Annotated in this window: 16 protein-coding genes; 6 read left to right on the top strand and 10 right to left on the bottom strand. The window is 52.0% G+C overall.

Going from position 1 to position 15,530, the window contains the following annotated elements:
- The coding region (locus tag A6395_RS09935) for a CoA-disulfide reductase (protein WP_071398897.1) at window positions 1–1,930 on the bottom strand (1,930 nt) is incomplete at its 3' end.
- A complete protein-coding gene (locus tag A6395_RS09930; RefSeq protein ID WP_071398896.1) occupies window positions 1,927–2,232 on the bottom strand; it encodes a rhodanese-like domain-containing protein in 306 nt (101 codons plus the stop codon). The genes A6395_RS09930 and A6395_RS09935, both read right to left, overlap by 4 nt.
- A gap of 283 nt (window positions 2,233–2,515) precedes the next feature.
- On the opposite strand from A6395_RS09930, the gene A6395_RS09925 reads away from it, so the two are divergent.
- Window positions 2,516–2,782, top strand: coding sequence for a metal-sensitive transcriptional regulator (locus A6395_RS09925; RefSeq protein ID WP_016509666.1), 267 nt, complete (start codon window positions 2,516–2,518; stop codon window positions 2,780–2,782).
- 66 nt (window positions 2,783–2,848) lie between these two features.
- Complete coding sequence (locus A6395_RS09920; RefSeq protein ID WP_016509669.1) at window positions 2,849–3,280, top strand: type III secretion system chaperone family protein; 432 nt, start codon at window positions 2,849–2,851, stop codon at window positions 3,278–3,280.
- A 68-nt stretch (window positions 3,281–3,348) separates the two neighbouring features.
- Here A6395_RS09920 and A6395_RS09915 read toward each other — a convergent pair whose 3' ends face one another.
- The gene (locus tag A6395_RS09915; RefSeq protein ID WP_071398899.1) at window positions 3,349–4,134 is read right to left on the bottom strand and encodes a cytochrome c oxidase assembly protein; all 786 of its coding nucleotides are present in this window, start codon (window positions 4,132–4,134) and stop codon (window positions 3,349–3,351) included.
- A 6-nt stretch (window positions 4,135–4,140) separates the two neighbouring features.
- Window positions 4,141–4,611 carry a DUF2243 domain-containing protein gene (locus A6395_RS09910; protein WP_071398895.1) on the bottom strand — a complete coding sequence of 157 codons (471 nt, stop codon included), beginning with the start codon at window positions 4,609–4,611 and terminating at the stop codon, window positions 4,141–4,143.
- Between the two features lie 161 nt (window positions 4,612–4,772).
- Here A6395_RS09910 and A6395_RS09905 point away from each other — a divergent pair, with 161 nt between their 5' ends.
- A complete protein-coding gene (locus tag A6395_RS09905; protein ID WP_252100533.1) occupies window positions 4,773–5,720 on the top strand; it encodes a DUF4003 family protein in 948 nt (315 codons plus the stop codon).
- A 20-nt stretch (window positions 5,721–5,740) separates the two neighbouring features.
- Here the strand turns inward: A6395_RS09905 and A6395_RS09900 are convergent, their stop codons facing one another.
- The 4 genes from A6395_RS09900 to A6395_RS09885 form a co-directional block, all read right to left on the bottom strand.
- Complete coding sequence (locus A6395_RS09900; RefSeq protein ID WP_071398894.1) at window positions 5,741–6,463, bottom strand: YwiC-like family protein; 723 nt, start codon at window positions 6,461–6,463, stop codon at window positions 5,741–5,743.
- Between the two features lie 80 nt (window positions 6,464–6,543).
- Entirely contained in the window at window positions 6,544–7,179 is a 636-nt protein-coding gene (locus A6395_RS09895; RefSeq protein WP_070329202.1) for a YitT family protein, read from the bottom strand.
- A 255-nt stretch (window positions 7,180–7,434) separates the two neighbouring features.
- Complete coding sequence (locus A6395_RS09890; RefSeq protein ID WP_071398893.1) at window positions 7,435–9,558, bottom strand: MMPL family transporter; 2,124 nt, start codon at window positions 9,556–9,558, stop codon at window positions 7,435–7,437.
- 103 nt (window positions 9,559–9,661) lie between these two features.
- Window positions 9,662–10,453 carry a hypothetical protein gene (locus A6395_RS09885; RefSeq protein WP_071398892.1) on the bottom strand — a complete coding sequence of 264 codons (792 nt, stop codon included), beginning with the start codon at window positions 10,451–10,453 and terminating at the stop codon, window positions 9,662–9,664.
- A 139-nt stretch (window positions 10,454–10,592) separates the two neighbouring features.
- Between A6395_RS09885 and A6395_RS09880 the strand changes: the two genes are divergently transcribed.
- On the top strand, window positions 10,593–10,757 hold the full coding sequence (locus tag A6395_RS09880) for a YycC family protein (RefSeq protein WP_016509685.1): 165 nt from the start codon (window positions 10,593–10,595) through the stop codon (window positions 10,755–10,757).
- A 15-nt stretch (window positions 10,758–10,772) separates the two neighbouring features.
- On the opposite strand, the gene pulA is transcribed toward A6395_RS09880, so the two are convergent.
- Window positions 10,773–12,767 carry a type I pullulanase gene (gene pulA / locus A6395_RS09875; RefSeq protein WP_071398891.1) on the bottom strand — a complete coding sequence of 665 codons (1,995 nt, stop codon included), beginning with the start codon at window positions 12,765–12,767 and terminating at the stop codon, window positions 10,773–10,775.
- Window positions 12,768–12,836: 69 nt separating this feature from the next.
- On the opposite strand from pulA, the gene A6395_RS09870 reads away from it, so the two are divergent.
- Together A6395_RS09870 and A6395_RS09865 are read left to right on the top strand one after the other, a co-directional pair.
- Entirely contained in the window at window positions 12,837–13,328 is a 492-nt protein-coding gene (locus A6395_RS09870) for a YajQ family cyclic di-GMP-binding protein (protein WP_016509687.1), read from the top strand.
- Window positions 13,325–13,903 carry a metallophosphoesterase family protein gene (locus A6395_RS09865; RefSeq protein ID WP_071398890.1) on the top strand — a complete coding sequence of 193 codons (579 nt, stop codon included), beginning with the start codon at window positions 13,325–13,327 and terminating at the stop codon, window positions 13,901–13,903. The genes A6395_RS09870 and A6395_RS09865 overlap by 4 nt, the downstream gene beginning before the upstream one ends.
- Window positions 13,904–13,943: 40 nt before the next feature.
- Here the strand turns inward: A6395_RS09865 and argS are convergent.
- On the bottom strand, window positions 13,944–15,530 hold a 1,587-nt coding region (gene argS, locus A6395_RS09860; protein ID WP_071398889.1), incomplete at its 5' end, for an arginine--tRNA ligase.

The following is a 15,530-nucleotide window of genomic DNA, read 5'->3' as shown; positions in this document are numbered from 1 at the left end:
CGTTCACGAACTGTTTCGAGACGAGTTTATTGCCCGTCTTTTTCGCCCATGCTTCGATGTCTGCGAAGAAACCAGGATCGCTTGCGAGGACGCGGAGCGTCTCGCCTTCGCCGAGCTCTGCTACTTTTTTATTTACTTCTAAGATTGGGCCCGGGCATTGCAGACCACATGTATCAAGGAAAATCGGTTCTCCGACTGGTTCATTCGTCATTGCGGGTGGTGCCTCCTTCGTTGCTGTCGCAGCAGTTTCATCTGCCGTTTTAACTGTCTCGAGCGCGTCAAAATCACGTCGTACTTGTGACCACGTCTTGTAGCCACCGCTCAAGTTTTTCACTTTGAAGCCATTTTGGCGCAAGATGCGTGAAGCCAGGTAGCCACGAAGGCCGACTTGACACGTCACGTAGATCGTCTCGTCTTTACTATAGCTGTCCAAGTTGTCACGGAGCGAGTTGAGCGGGATGTTGATCGATCCAGGAATTTTCCCGAGCTCATGCTCAGACTCGTCACGGACGTCAAGCAGTGTCGCACCGTTCTCGACCAATGCGTCAATCTCGTCCCAATGCACGACTTCGTTGTCACCGAGGATGACGTTCGAGGCGACGTAACCGATCATGTTGACCGGATCTTTCGCCGAGCTGAACGGCGGTGCGTAGCTAAGTTCGAGGTCTGGCAGGTCGAGGACCGTCAAACCACCTTTGATTGCTGTCGCGATGACGTCGATCCGTTTATCGACACCGTTCATCCCGACACCTTGAGCACCGTAGATTTCACCCGTTGTCGGATGGAACAACAGTTTGAGTGAAACCGGAGTCGATCCTGGATAGTAGCCTGCGTGTGAACCTGGGTGCACGTGGACGGCTTCAAACTCTTTGCCGGCTGCTTTCAAACGTTTCTCGTTCCATCCTGTCGAAGCGACAGTCATGTCGAACACTTTTGCGATCCCGGTACCCATCGTCCCGTTGTACTTCACGTCGCGGCCGTTAATGATGTCGGCAACGAGGCGTCCTTGACGGTTGGCTGGCCATGCGAGCGGAACGACCGTTGGCTCTTTGAAGATATAGTCGAGCACTTCGACCGCGTCCCCGATCGCATAGATGTTCGGATCCGACGTGAGCATCTTCTCGTTGACACGGATAGCGCCACGTGTTCCTGTCTCAAGACCGGCTTCTCGGGCGATTGTCGATTCAGGAATGACCCCGATCGACATGACAACCATGTCCGTTTCAATGACACGGCCGCTCGTCAAATGAATCTTCTTCCCTTGTTCAGAGAACGACGACACGCCGTCTGACAATTGGAGGTCCACGCCATGGAGACGCATATGTTCATGGATTGGTGCGACCATCTCACGGTCGAGCGGTGTCATGACTTGATCCGCCATTTCGACGAGCGTCACGTCAACGCCGCGTTCACGTAAGTTTTCAGCCATCTCGATTCCTATGAAGCCGCCTCCGATGACCGTCGCGTGTTTCGGTGCCTTGTCATCGACGTAGCTACGGATTTTATCTGTATCTGGAATATTTCGGAGCGTGAAGATATCTTCCGCTTCTTCGATCCCAGGAATGTTCGGACGAATCGGTTTCGCTCCAGGCGACAAGACGAGGACGTCGTATGACTCATCGTACGTTTCACCCGTTTGGACGTGTTTCACCGTCACTGTCTTCTCGGCGCGGTTGATTTTTGTCACTTCTGTCAAATTGCGGATATCGAGTTGGAACCGTTGATGCATGCCCTCGACTGTTTGGACGAGCAGTTTTTGACGGTCTTGAATCACGTCACCGATGTAGTATGGGAGACCACAGTTGGCAAATGAGATATATTCGCCACGGTCGAACATGACGATTTGATTTTCTTCATTTAAACGACGGAGACGTGCGGCTGCCGAAGCACCACCTGCTACCCCACCGACAATTACGATTTTTTTACTCATTGCTCGTTTCCTCCTTTGACGACTTCACCAGGCCAGCTCATCAAGCCGTCTTCTATATTGACCACTTTATAACCTTTTGCTTCCATTTGCCAAGTAGCTTGCGTGCTGCGAGCGCCCGAACGACAGAGCACGATGTACTCTTGATCTGTGTCGAGCTTATCAATCCACTCCGTTATTTCAGAGAGCGGGTAATTCGCCGCCCCCGCGATGTGTGCTTCTTGAAACTCGTCGCGTTCGCGCACGTCGACGATGTTTACAGGGACTTCAAAGTCCATTTGACGTTTTAAAGCCGATGCTTTCATCTTTGTTTACCCATCCTTTTTATCTATAGTCATTTCACGTATTCATGATCAGCTTGGTAGCGGGCGTCCGATAAACTTTGTGATTCATTGAACAATTCGCTTTCACGTCATTAATATACCCCCTATGGTATGTGATTGCAAGGGAAAAGTTTGACGAATCGGCAAACAGTCGATTTTTTCCGGCTTAAACGTTGTTGCTCGACACATACTCCCCCACGTATTAAGATGAGACTACACAATACTAGTTGGGTTACTGAACGATTTGAATATAGAGGTGAAACTTATGGAACAGTATCAATACGACACGAAAGTGTTGAACCGGATGAAACGGGTCGAAGGCCAGATCCGGGCCATCATCCGCATGATGGAAGAAGGCAAGGAGTGTCGCGACGTCGTGACACAACTGAGCGCGGCTCGATCGGCACTTGACCGCGCCTCGACGATCATCGTCGCCAAGAACTTGGAGCAGTGCATTATCACGGCGCAACAAGATGGCGAAGATACGTCAGAAACGGTCGAAGAAGCCATCAAAATGTTGATGAAACGCTAGTTCTCCTTGCTTTCCCCTCTCAAATGGGAGAAAGTTAGAGTAACGACTTTTAAGGGGGATTTCTTTGTGAACTTTGAAGAAAAAGTAGAATCATTCAAAGCGCTCGTCGCAGAACGCAACATGACGTTCAAAGAGAGCGAGACTGAAACGCACGTCACGTTTTTAACGCGTGAAACGACTAAATCTGGGGCCCAGCCCGTTATGATTATCGCCTTCAACAAAAAGACGACTGACGCCGAGCTATACGCCGCGACAGTGACGCACGTGCCGGACTACGTCGAAGACCTACCGATCCTCAACGCATTGAACGAGTTCAACCAAGAGTTCAAGTACTTCCGTTGCGTGCTCGACAGCGACCGTGACGTCACGCTCGCTTCAACGCTCGACCTCGATCTCGGCTTCTCACCGGAAATCATCTTGCAACATTCGTTCATGATGTTCCAAGCAGCCGACGAAGTGAACGAGTACATGCAAAAACTGTACACGCAAGTTCAATAATTGTAGACCGCCAGACAGAAAAGACGATCATCCCGTACGCATCGGGACGATCGTCTTTTCTTGTGTACTCATACGTCATCTCTCGTAGCTAGGGCACGGGGAGAAGTTGCAATATACCACTGGTAACAAAGAATGATGATTAATAGAAGATCAACCAAATCCCCACCGTAATACATCCACATGGCTCCTGCCTCTGCCTCTCCTGTTGGCACCCCATTTGGTGGGCTCACATAAATTATTTTTGCCAATATCTTATGTCCGGCCAATGCTGCAATCAATACAAGTGATCGGTATATGTAGCTGTATCGGTGTGACGTGACGTCCACATAAATCAAAGAAATGGTAAACAAATACCCTGCTAAAAATACATGCAGATGAATTAACACATATAAAAGAATTGATTGATGCATCAGTGAATACAAATCCGTCATGTAGAGCAGATATAGCCCTCCAATGTTGAGAACGGAAGCCGTGACCGGATTCGTGAAGAATTGGAGCGGCCGACTTTTTAATACGCGTGTCACTCTTCTCGCGATGTGTACATCAAGCGTCCGTAACAGTAACGTCATCGGGGCGGACAAGGCGAGACACAACGGCGCCAACATACCTAGAAACAGATGACTAATCATATGCCCCACAAAATTGGTGTGGGCAAAAGTCGCTAACGGTCCAACCAAAGTAAGGCCTACACAAACAATACCTATCATCCATAACCCGTAGCGATATGGCGGCCACGGTTTATAAGCGCGACTCGTAAAAATTCCGGCGAACGAATAAGCAAGGAGAGTCATAAACAACAAAATCACGACCGCCGCCTCATAACCGCCACTTATGGTCTGGACATGGGAATGCATCCTCATTTATCCTCCTTCTTTCACAAGTAGCTTCCGTTTCTGCGTTTGGTTCAAGAGCACTAAACCACCTATGAAGATGACGAGGGCCGTAACATTCCAAACGAGGTCATATGGAAGAATCTCAACGCCATAACGAATCTGATGAATTTTCAGTAGTTTGTGATGAATAATCCCATCGTAGAGTTGAAAAAAACCAACGCCGATCAGGACGCCACTGATCCACCGCTTCATCCAAAATGACTTTCTTCTCCGTAGGTCTGCCAGGAGGAACAAGGAAGCTACGGTCGCAAACCAACTGAACGCATGAAATAACCCGTCTGAGAATAAGCCGACGGTAGACGTCGATTTATCGTAGAAATGATGCCACGCCAACAATTGATGAAATACCGTCTCATCCACAAATGCAATCAGGCCCAATCCGAACAGAAATCCCGAACCAAGGTTTCGGAACGCGTATGCATACGGACTACCTTCCATGTTTCGGCACCTCCAAATTAATAACAAAGTTTTCGGACATATTTCGATTCCCTTTTGTTTACTAATTAAACGCCGTCCTAATTTAAGAACAGATACGATATCACTTTTATGAAACGTTTAGCCCGATTTTTCCGTACGAATAGAAAAAGGAGGAAATGCTAATGATGACGCGTTATATTCGTTACCTAGATTCGCTCGAAGCCATCAAAACGGCGACCAAGTGGGCACTCACTGACGACTTCCGGCGTTTGATGGCCGTCAACTACGCCATCCATGACACCCCGTTCGACCCAAATCGGTTTGAACAGGCGCAGGCGGCCGTCAAACAGAAGACCGGTTTGTTCTCCAAATTTCGCGGTAGCAACAACCTCGTCTGGTTATCGTTTCTCGACGCCAAGTATGAAGACGTCGGCCCCGCGATTGACGAAGCACTTCGTCTCGACACGCTGCTCGACCGAAAACATTTCCGTTTCAGTGCGCTGCGGCCATTCCTCGCGAGCCAGTTGATCAACGTCGACGAGCCGGAACGCAGGCTCGATGAGGCAAGCGCCCTCTATCAAGCATTTAAACGCCAGCATCCGTGGCTCACGAGTGAAGAGGATCTGCTGTCGGCACTCGTCCTCGTGCAAGCGTTCGACGACCACACTGAACTGAACGAGCGCATCGAATCGTATTACGAGGCGTTGAAAGTCCACTTACCACGCTCGAACGAACTGCAACTCGTATCGCATTTGCTCATGTTCAGCAAGTTGGGCCGAGATGACGCCTTCGCTCGCTTCTTAGACTGGCGCACCCGCCTTGAAAACCAACAGCTTGCCGTCAAGAGTGAGCAGCTGCCATCGCTCGCCTTGCTCTCAATCGTCTCGGCACCAAACGACCAAGACGAACAAGCGATCCTCGATATCACGAACGCTGAAAAAGAGCAGCAGCGCTGGTTCAACACGCACGGACTAAACGTCGCCATCCAACTCGTCGCCGCGGAACATATAACCGAAGATGCGAGCGACCTGCTACTGAACGGGACGTTCGCTCATTTGCTGGCGATGCAACAAGCGGCCTCGGCGGCAGCAAGCGTCGCCATCATCGCGAGCACCTCGTCAAGCGACTAAAAAAAGAAGGGTTGCCCCTTCTACGTGTAAAGGTATATGCTCAAACAGATTAAAACGAACACCGAGTTCATAATCTCAAAGATCCCGATTTTCATAATTGGGATCTTTTTGCCGTAGAAAACGATCGCCCGGACGAGGCTCGGCGCGTATGCGAGCGCGAGCAGCGGATAGCCGAACGCGATGAACAATACGACGAGCATGAGGTGATACCCCCACGAGATGTTCCGGTACAACGCGCTCTTCTTCTCCCGAATCATCGTCTTGACGTAAAAGATACTGCCGAGGAAATACAAGTACGGCAAGATGAACAGCCAAACAATCGTCGCGCCCAACGTCTGCGCACCCAGATAATAACTCGCCATCCCACCGATACAAAATGACGTGACGGCACTGACGTCGTTCCAGACGTTGCGCTCGTCTTTAATTTTGGCGAAATAGGCGTTGACGAGACCGAACGGGATCATCGCGAGGACGAACCAGACGAGCCGCCATTCGGCGATGAACACAGGAATGGCAGCGACTGTCGCAATCACAAGATACGTCACGACCGTCCGCAACAGCTCAGCCGACTTCTTCCGTAGCTTCACGTATTGGAACAAGAAAAACGTGCCCATGTAGACGAACAACCAGGCGATAGCGAACGGGACATGAACGAGCGTCCATCCTCCGACGATGCCGCCGAGTAAGAACGGTAAAATAAGCATCGACCAGGCGCCGTGCTGTTTTGGAATCATCCATTTCATGTGACTCACTCCTTCTATAATCAGTTTAGAAGAACGGCGTGGGGAAAACTGTGACAAATTTTACAAAACAAAAAACGATCTCAGGCGAGATCGTTTTTTGGTGTTAGTTTGGTCACACTTGGTATGGCTACTTCGACAGCGTCTTCCGTCAACATCTTCGTGACGACACGACCAGCGATCGAGACCGCGATGAGCGTGTAGAGCGCGTTCGAGAGCGGCAAGTAGATGAGCGAGATCGCAAGAACAACCACATCGAAGGCGATGAGAATCGTTCCGACCGATACGCCGGACCACTTTGACAGACCGAGTGCGAATAAATCGTCACCTCCGGTCGCTCCACCTGACTTCAAGACGAGACCGAGACCGTAGCCGGTCACAATCCCGCTCGCAATCGCAGCGAACAGTGTCGCCGGCCAGACCTGGATGTCAAACGTCAACAGGTCGAGTCGATCCCACATCGCATAGCTGAGCGAAAGTGACGCCGCGGCAAGCACGGCTTGTCCGACGAAGCGCCAGCCTTTCCACCAAAGAGCGATTAAAAAGAAGGGGATGTCGAGTACGATCATCGAGATCGCCGGATCGATATCAAATAAATAGCGGCCGAGTAATGCTAACCCGACAAAGCCCCCTTCTGCCAAACCAAACTGTTCATTCAAATAATAATAACCGAACGCCATGATCAGCGTTCCGAGCACTATGGTAGCAACTCGTTTCATTCCGATTGTCCTCCCCGTTTTCAACGGAGAGGAGGATCCTCAGTCGTAGCCGCGGTTCCATCTGTTCCATCTCCGATCTTCCGTTTGTTGATTTTTTACATCGATGTTCGTCTGTAAAAACTCAACGCTAGAAGTCCGGCAATTGAAACAGAGGCCATGTCCTCTCGGTGTCCATAAAGACCTTCCTTTCCCAAATTGCGCGTAATCATGAGACTATTTTAACATACTCTCGCGACTATTTCATTAAATGTACATTTAGTGTAGATTACGTTTCGGTAAATCCTTCTTCCCGAACCACCACCAGTTCCAGTCGCCGAACAGTTTCATCAAGGACGGGACGAGCAACATCCGGATGATCGTCGCATCGATGAAGATTGCGAGCGCGATACCGACCCCGAGCTGTTTGATCGGGCTGACACCGGTGAAAGCGAACGCGCCCGTGACGACGATCATGATAACCGCGGCCGACGTGATAATCTTGCTCGTCTTCGCAAGCCCCATCTCGGTCGCATAGTCGTTATCCCCGGTCTCGCGGTAATACTCCTCGATCCGTGAGACGAGGAACACCTCGTAGTCCATCGACAAACCGAATACGAGCGAGAAGATGAACACCGGCGTCAAAATACTGATCGTCTCGGCGTCGTAGACGTAGCCCGACTCAAAGATGATGACCAACAACCCAAACGTCGCCCCGAGTCCGAGCACGTTCATGATGATCGCCTTGATTGGAATCAAGATCGAGCGGAACGCCCACATGAGGATGACCATCGTCGCTAAAATCACGGTCACGACCGCATAGGGGATGCTGTCGTAAATCTCTTCATAGATTTCTTCGTTGAAGGCGGCCGGCCCGCCGACGTCGAAACCTTGGTCGCGCCAATCGCGGACGAACGCCTGCGCCGCTTTATCGCTCGGCGGCACGTCGAAGCTGACGTTGACGAGCGCGAGGTCGGTATTCCCTTCGAGCGTGACGAGACGTTCAAACGCCTCGAGCTGTTCCGGGGCGACTTGAACGAGCTGTTGGAATTCCGCAGCTGTCAGATTTGATGCGGTCAAGAACGTCGTGACGTTGTCGACGATCGGGTCTTCATTCAACTCGTCCGTGAGGGTTGTCAACTCGTCAAGAATCATCGAGTCGGTCAAATCGTTCGTCTCAAACAACAGCACCGCATCGGTCGACGTCTCGCCGAACACATCGTCCCACCGCTCGAGGGCGGCCCGTGATTCGTACGACGTCGGGAGCGCATCGGCGTCCGGGATGTTCAGTTCTAAGTCGCGGACGAACCAAAGGCTCGGCAACAAAAGGAGCAACGCGACGAGCGTCATCACGACCGGACGCTTCATGACGAACCGGGCCAACTTTTGCCAGCGCACTTCAGAGCGCGTCTCGTTCGTTCTGATGAGACGTCCTTTATTGATGGCATCGCCGACGATATAGAGCGCCGACGGCAAGAGCGTGAGCGCCGACAAGACGGCACCCGCGACTGCAATCAAGGCACCGAGCGCGATCGCTTGAAACACATCGACTTGAATGAACAACAGTCCGGCGAGCCCGACGAAGACGCACAGTCCTGAGAACAGGATCGAGCGACCAGCCGTCGCGACCGTCCGGACGATGGCCGCTTCTCGTGACAGTCCTTTGGCGAGCTCTTCACGGTAACGGTTGACGAGCAGGAGCGAGAAGTCGATTCCGAGCGCAATCGCAATCATCGCGACGGCGTTCAATACGAAAATCGATAGCTCCATCGTCTGCGTGAAGAAGAAGAGCGATCCCGCCGCGACGATGAACGTGATCAGTCCAACGAATAAGGGCATGAAAGCGGCAAGCGGTGTCCCGAAGACGAGCAGGAGGACGACGAGCGCGACCGGGATCCCGATCAATTCGGCCCGGATCAAGTCATTTTTCGATGCCTCGTTCAAATCTTGGGCAAAGACCGGCTCCCCGGTCAAACGGACTTCCGTGTCCGTATCTCGAATCAATTCAGCGCGAACGTCGGCGATTGCCGACTCGGCCGCTTCCTGGTCCTCGAACTCGAGCACGAAGTACGCGGCGTCACCCGAGCGCGCGTCCGGGTTCTCTGCTGGCGTGATGACGCCGTCGACGCCCGTCACAGATTCGAGTCGTGTTTTTTGTTCGGCCATGACCGTCTCTAAGTCACCGCCTTCAAGCAAGACGATCATCGAAGCGCCGGCCCGGTCGAACCGATCGTTCAACGTGTCCTCCACTTGCGCGAAGCGGCCATCTTGAACCGCAAACCCGTTTCCTCGCAATTCCCCAGGCAACTGCAATCCGAAGTAAATCGAGACCGCTAATAACACAGTCCACACGGCGACCACCCAAAAGCGCCACCGCACCAAATTTTTACCTAACCGTTCCATCCAAGTCCACCCCTCTCCATCTAAGAAGACTGTTCCCGTTTCGCACGAGTTTCATCAAGTCTTCGCAAAAAAAATCCTGAACCGTGAGTCCGGTCCAGGAACGTCAACGCTCGAACACTTGTAGCCAACTATGGCAAAATCGTTGAGGCTTCGATAATACGACGAGGCGGTCTCCCGACTCATCAAGCAACATCACTTTCAATAATTCACTTTCGGCACATACTTCAGAAGCAAACAGTTGACGGTCACGATTGAACAGTTGGAACGACGTCGTCGACGTGATTGCTGTCGTCGCACCGATCTGGTCGACGATGACCGTATCACGGTCGCCGCCGTAAGGAATCGTCCATCGTTCACCCGCTTCGACCTGCTCGACCATGAATTGCTGATTCAATTCATCGTAAAGCGTGACGAGGCCTGGGGCCGTGAACCGCTCAAAATCATAAATCGGATGATAGGCTAACTCGATGATGGCGCCAAACTCCGGCGTCTCCTCATAGCGGCTATAGCGGAACGTGTGGTCGGTCATGTTTAACGCCACGATGTCAGATTCCGCCGAGTAGAGAAATAAATCGTCTCCTCGCCAATGACATAAATTGCTGAACCAATCGTCATGAAACGTTTTTGGGATTGGGTGACACTCCATCATGCCTTGCTTTAAATCAATGACTCCATACGTTTGCATGTCTCGGAACAGCGCGACGGCTTTTTTTCCATGTGGTTCAATATATAGTGCGCACGGTGCCCATTTCCACTCGAGTTCCCATCTGATTTGGAACGTTTCGTCGAAAAAGACAAATCCAGTTTGCGCCAAATACAACATCCATCCTCCACCGACGCGCTCTAACCATTCAACCGTCTGATGAAACTGATAGTCTGCTACTTGTTTGTACATTTGATCACTTCCTAGTTTCAGCTTAGCAACGACCGAACGGTTTATCGATTTTGAATGTGTTCACACGACACATTCTCGCTCGGTCCGTTTTTGCTGTATACTGGCTGTAGCAAACCTGAATTTAGAAAGGAGAAACCACATGCGCCCACTACAACTGTCTCCCGAGACGGCGGTCGAGCTTGCCAAAAAGTTGAACGTACCGCTTGAAGAACTCATGCATATGCCAAAACATATCCTCGTTCGGAAGATGATGGAGCTTGAAGCATCCAAGACCGAACCGAATGAAGAAAAGGAGACGGAATGACGTCTCCTTTTTTTGTTACCCTTGTTTATTCTTCCGCTTTTTCGCGACGTACCAAAGTCCAAGGATGGCAAGCGCAGCTCCACCGGCGACGGCGTACTTGCTGTAATCCGGACGGCGTTCTGTCACGACGAGCGTCGACAGCGGCGCGACGGTGAGGTGCCGGTCTTCGACGAGGCGTGGCGCCGTCAAGTTGACGGTATGGTCCTCGACATGAACTTCGAACTTGCCTGCTGGCAGCTTCACGTCGACCGGTACTTCGAGTCCGTTATGGTAGACGAGATGACGCTCGACATAACCTTCGACGTGACGATGAAGTTCGTAGGCGATTATCCCTTCTTCTTCGTCAAAGAAACGTAAGTGCTTTCGAATCTGTTCGGTGTTCTCGAGACGGAACAACGGATACTGTTTGCGTAAGTTGATCAAGCCTTTCACATATTCGACGCTCGGCGTCTCTTGCTCGGCCCGGGTCCAGTCCAATCGGTTGATGACCTCGCCCGATTTGAAACTGTTCTCATCCCCGTCTTTCGTGCGGAAAAACTCTTGCCCGCTATGAAGGAACGGAATGCCTTGGCTGAGCAGGACGATCGTCGTCGCAAGACGATGACGGCGGCGGCGCGTCGTCTCATCGTCGTCAGGACTAGCGGCGGCAAGTTTGTCCCAAAGCGTCAAGTTGTCATGGCATTCGACGTAGTTGACGACTTGGTTCGGCTCATCGGCGAAACTTTGACTCGTGACCGCACCGGCGATCCCGCGCTTCACGTCAGCCGTCAGCTCGGCGTTGCCGCTGATCCAGCCCGGCAAGTCTTCGATGAATACGTCACCACGGATTCCGTCCCGGATCGCATCGTTGAACTGAGCGATACGTGGCATTTTACGGGCGTTGTGTTGGTTTGCCTTCTTACGAACTGCCAGTGGTGTATCGAGATCCCAGCCTTCTCCGGTGATGAGGATCGATGGATCAATCCGATCGAGTGCTTTGCGGACCTGGTTCATCGTCTTGACGTCATGCAGCCCCATCAAATCAAAGCGGAAGCCGTCGATCATGAACTCTTTGGCCCAATACGAGACACATTCGACGATCAGTTTGCGCATCATCAACCGCTCCGACGCTGTATCGTTGCCGCACGCCGAGCCGTCGGCAAGCGTCCCGTCCTCGTTCAATCGATAATAGTAGTCCGGCACAAACTGGCCGAGCGGTGTCGTCAAGGCGTCATACGTATGGTTGAACACGACGTCCATGATGACGCGGATGCCGCGGTCATGGAGCGCTTGGATCATCGCCTTCAACTCGAGGATCCGGGCGGCCGGGTCATCCGCTGTCGAGGCGTACGAACCTTCGACCGCGAAATAATGGACCGGGTCATAGCCCCAGTTATAGTTCGACTCGCTTTCCCGCGACTCGTTGACCGAACCGTAGTCAAAGAACGGCATGAGTTGAAGGTGGGTCACGCCGAGCGCTGTGATATAGTCGAGCGCTGTCGGGTATCCGTTTTTCGTCTTCGTGCCGGCCTCGGTCATCCCGAGGAATTTACCTCGGTGCATGACACCGCTGTCCGGATGGCTCGTCAAATCTCTCACATGTGCTTCATAAATGACCGCTTCTTGCGAAGAGTGGAAGAGCGGACGTTCTTTGACCCAATGGTCCGGGTTGATTGAAGACGGGTCGAGCAGGCAGCCCCGCTTCCCGTTGACGCCGACGACTTTCGCATACGGATCGAGGGATTCGATGCGCTTACCATCAACGATTGCCTCGAACACATAAAACTGACCTTCGAATTGCGCCCGGTCAAGCTCGACCATCCATGTCCCTTTTTCAGCCCGTTCGAGCTCGATGCGGTCAAACTTACGCGCCCGCGCCGTACGATAAAGCTTCACTGTCATTTGCTCGGCTACCGGCGACCACACCCGCAGACGGATGAGTTCACTTTTAAACGTCACCCCAAGGTCTTTTCCATGATACGCAACGTGATCCAAGTCTACATTTGTCTGTCTATCGATTGTATGTTCCATCGTTTCACTCCTTCACTGCTTCAAATCTGCTATCATTATAACAAAACCCATACAAAGGATGGATGAAACATGGCAAAAGACAATTCTTTTGATATCGTGTCAGAAATGAATCTAGAAGAAGTGAAAAACGCGATCCAAATCGCCGAAAAAGAAATTTTGAACCGTTACGACTTTAAAGGGTCGAAGAGTGAGATGTCACTCGATAACGGTGACCTCGTCCTCATCTCAGATGACGATTACAAACTCGAACAGTTAAAAGACGTCATGATTTCGAAGTTGATCAAGCGCGGCGTGCCGACGAAAAACCTCGACTACCAAAAAATCGAACGCGCACTCGGCGGTACCGTCCGTCAACGTGTCAAGTTGAAGAGCGGAATCGATAAAGACGATGCCAAGAAAATCAACAACGCCATCAAAGAGTCGAAGTTGAAAGTGAAATCACAAATTCAAGACGATCAAATTCGTGTGACGGCCAAGTCACGGGATGACCTACAAGCGGTCATGCAACTCGTCCGTGAGCTCGAGTTATCGGTCGATGCCCAGTTCACGAACTACCGATGAAACTCGCCATCATCAGTGACCCGCACGGTTCGTTTGATGATTTGAAAGCCGTTCTCAAGGCGGTCAGGCGCGAGACCGAGCACATCCTCTGCCTCGGCGACTTGTACGAGTGCCATATCGGCAAAAAACGGCGCAACGAACGGTTTCATGACGTCTCCGACGTCATGACGTTTGACGAGCAGTATGAGGCGCTCTTGACGTTCCCGAGCCTGCGCGGCAATCAAGAAGAACGGATTGACGAAGTGCTCATCGTGTCGCACCCTGTCAAGACCCGCATCTCATTATTGCCTGAACAGACGACGCTCGATGAGGCGCTGTTCTTACATGGTCACCAAATCGATTGGAGCGCCGACTGGGAGCCGGTCATCGAGAAAGGCAAGTATCCGCTCGTCTTCATCGGGCATAGTCATATTCCCGGTATTTACCGGAAAGGACGCTCGATTCCATGGGAAATCGGAACACCGTTCAAGTTGAAGAAGAAGCGCTACGTCATCAACGTCGGCGCAGTCATCTTCGACCGGGAATGGTGTTTGTATGATACGAAGACGCGAACAGTCACGCGGATGAAGGCGTGACACAACAAAAGGGACCTTTCGCAGGTCCCTTTTGTCGTGTTTACATTTCTTCTGGAGCTTGGACACCGATCAAACGGAGTCCTTCCGTCAAGACGATCGTCACGGCTTTGACGAGCGCGAGACGCGATTGTTTGCCCGCATCTTCTTCAAGCACACGGACGTGGCCGTAATACTTGTTGAACGATTGCGCCAAGTCGAGGACGTAACGGCTGATGATCGACGGCTCACGGCGCTCATGGGCACGCGTGATGACGTGTGGGAACGCGTTGAGCATCGTCACGACGCCCCACGTGTGGTCATCGTCCGCACCTGCGAACGTCGAACCGTCGTAGTTGCCTTTACGGAGGAGCGAGTTCGCCCGTGCGTTCGTGTACTGCACGTAAGGTCCCGTCTCCCCTTCGAACTTGAGCATGCTGTCGAGGTCGAACTCGATGTTGTTGATGCGCTCATTCTTCAAATCGTGGAAGATGACGGCGCCGACGCCGACCATACGAGCCACGTTCTCTGCGTTTGGAAGCTCAGGGTTCTTCTGTTCGATGTTAGCTTGCGCTTTCTCGATCGCTTCTTTCAATACTTCTTCAAGCAGGACGATGCGGCCTTTACGTGTCGACATCTTCTTCCCTTCTTGCAAGATCAAGCCGAACGGTACGTGGTGCATGCCGTCGACGAAGTCGTAACCGAGCTTGCGTAGTACCGAGAACAACTGTTTGAAGTGGAGCGCCTGCTCGCCACCGACGACGTAGTTCGCTTGGACGAAGTTGTACGTCTCATGACGATAGACGGCCGCAGCCAAGTCACGTGTCGCGTAAAGCGTCGCGCCGTCTTTCTTTGTGATCAGGCAAGGTGGTAAGTTCTCGTCTTCAAGCGAGACGACCATCGCCCCTTCACTCTCGACGAGCAGGTTCTTCTCTTCGAGCATGGCGACGATCCGGTCCATCTTGTCGTTGTAGAACGCTTCACCGTGGAAGCTGTCAAACTCGACACCGAGGAGATCGTATACTTTTTGGAACTCTTTGAGCGACTCGTCACGGAACCATGTCCACAGTTCGGTCGCTTCAACGTTACCGTCCTCGAGCTTTTTGAACCAAGCACGGCCCTCGTCTTCAAGCTCAGGCTGAGTTTTCACTTCTTCATGGAAGTGAACGTATAGCTTTAAGAGCTCAGCAATCGGATTTGCCCGGACCGCTTCCTCATCGCCCCACTTCTTATAAGCGACCATGAGTTTCCCGAATTGTGTACCCCAGTCACCGAGGTGGTTGACACCGACGACGTTGTAGCCGTTTTTGCGAGCGATCTGGTTGATGGCGTTACCGATGACCGTCGAGCGCAAGTGTCCCATCGAGAACGGTTTGGCGATGTTCGGTGACGAGAAGTCCGTGACAATCGTCTCGTTGCGTGTCGCATGCGTCGCGTAATCCGCTTGCTCGTCGAGAACCACGTTAATGATTTCCTGCGAGACGACGCCACGGCTCAAGAAGACGTTCACGTATGGACCGGCCGCTTCAACTTTTGTGAACAGTTCGTCGTTCAATTCACCGGCGATGTCAGTCGCAATCATGACCGGCGCTTTCCGGTACGCCTTGGCGAGTTGGAAGCATGGGAACGCGAGATCCCCGTGCGCCTCATG

The organism is Exiguobacterium sp. SH31, from assembly GCF_001816105.1.
Classification (GTDB): Bacteria; Bacillota; Bacilli; order Exiguobacteriales; family Exiguobacteriaceae; genus Exiguobacterium; species Exiguobacterium aurantiacum_A.
This window is presented reverse-complemented; position numbering and strand designations above follow the sequence as displayed.

Bases quoted from the DNA above. Each gene is read 5' to 3' on its own strand.
- A6395_RS09930 (WP_071398896.1), bottom strand. From the start codon at position 2,232: ATGAAAGCATCGGCTTTAAAACGTCAAATGGACTTTGAAGTCCCTGTA.
- A6395_RS09925 (WP_016509666.1), top strand. From the start codon at position 2,516: ATGGAACAGTATCAATACGACACGAAAGTGTTGAACCGGATGAAACGG.
- A6395_RS09915 (WP_071398899.1), bottom strand. From the start codon at position 4,134: ATGCATTCCCATGTCCAGACCATAAGTGGCGGTTATGAGGCGGCGGTC.
- A6395_RS09910 (WP_071398895.1), bottom strand. From the start codon at position 4,611: ATGGAAGGTAGTCCGTATGCATACGCGTTCCGAAACCTTGGTTCGGGA.
- A6395_RS09905 (WP_252100533.1), top strand. From the start codon at position 4,773: ATGATGACGCGTTATATTCGTTACCTAGATTCGCTCGAAGCCATCAAA.
- A6395_RS09900 (WP_071398894.1), bottom strand. From the start codon at position 6,463: ATGAAATGGATGATTCCAAAACAGCACGGCGCCTGGTCGATGCTTATT.
- A6395_RS09895 (WP_070329202.1), bottom strand. From the start codon at position 7,179: ATGAAACGAGTTGCTACCATAGTGCTCGGAACGCTGATCATGGCGTTC.
- A6395_RS09890 (WP_071398893.1), bottom strand. From the start codon at position 9,558: ATGGAACGGTTAGGTAAAAATTTGGTGCGGTGGCGCTTTTGGGTGGTC.
- A6395_RS09885 (WP_071398892.1), bottom strand. From the start codon at position 10,453: ATGTACAAACAAGTAGCAGACTATCAGTTTCATCAGACGGTTGAATGG.
- A6395_RS09880 (WP_016509685.1), top strand. From the start codon at position 10,593: ATGCGCCCACTACAACTGTCTCCCGAGACGGCGGTCGAGCTTGCCAAA.
- pulA (WP_071398891.1), bottom strand. From the start codon at position 12,767: ATGGAACATACAATCGATAGACAGACAAATGTAGACTTGGATCACGTT.
- A6395_RS09870 (WP_016509687.1), top strand. From the start codon at position 12,837: ATGGCAAAAGACAATTCTTTTGATATCGTGTCAGAAATGAATCTAGAA.
- A6395_RS09865 (WP_071398890.1), top strand. From the start codon at position 13,325: ATGAAACTCGCCATCATCAGTGACCCGCACGGTTCGTTTGATGATTTG.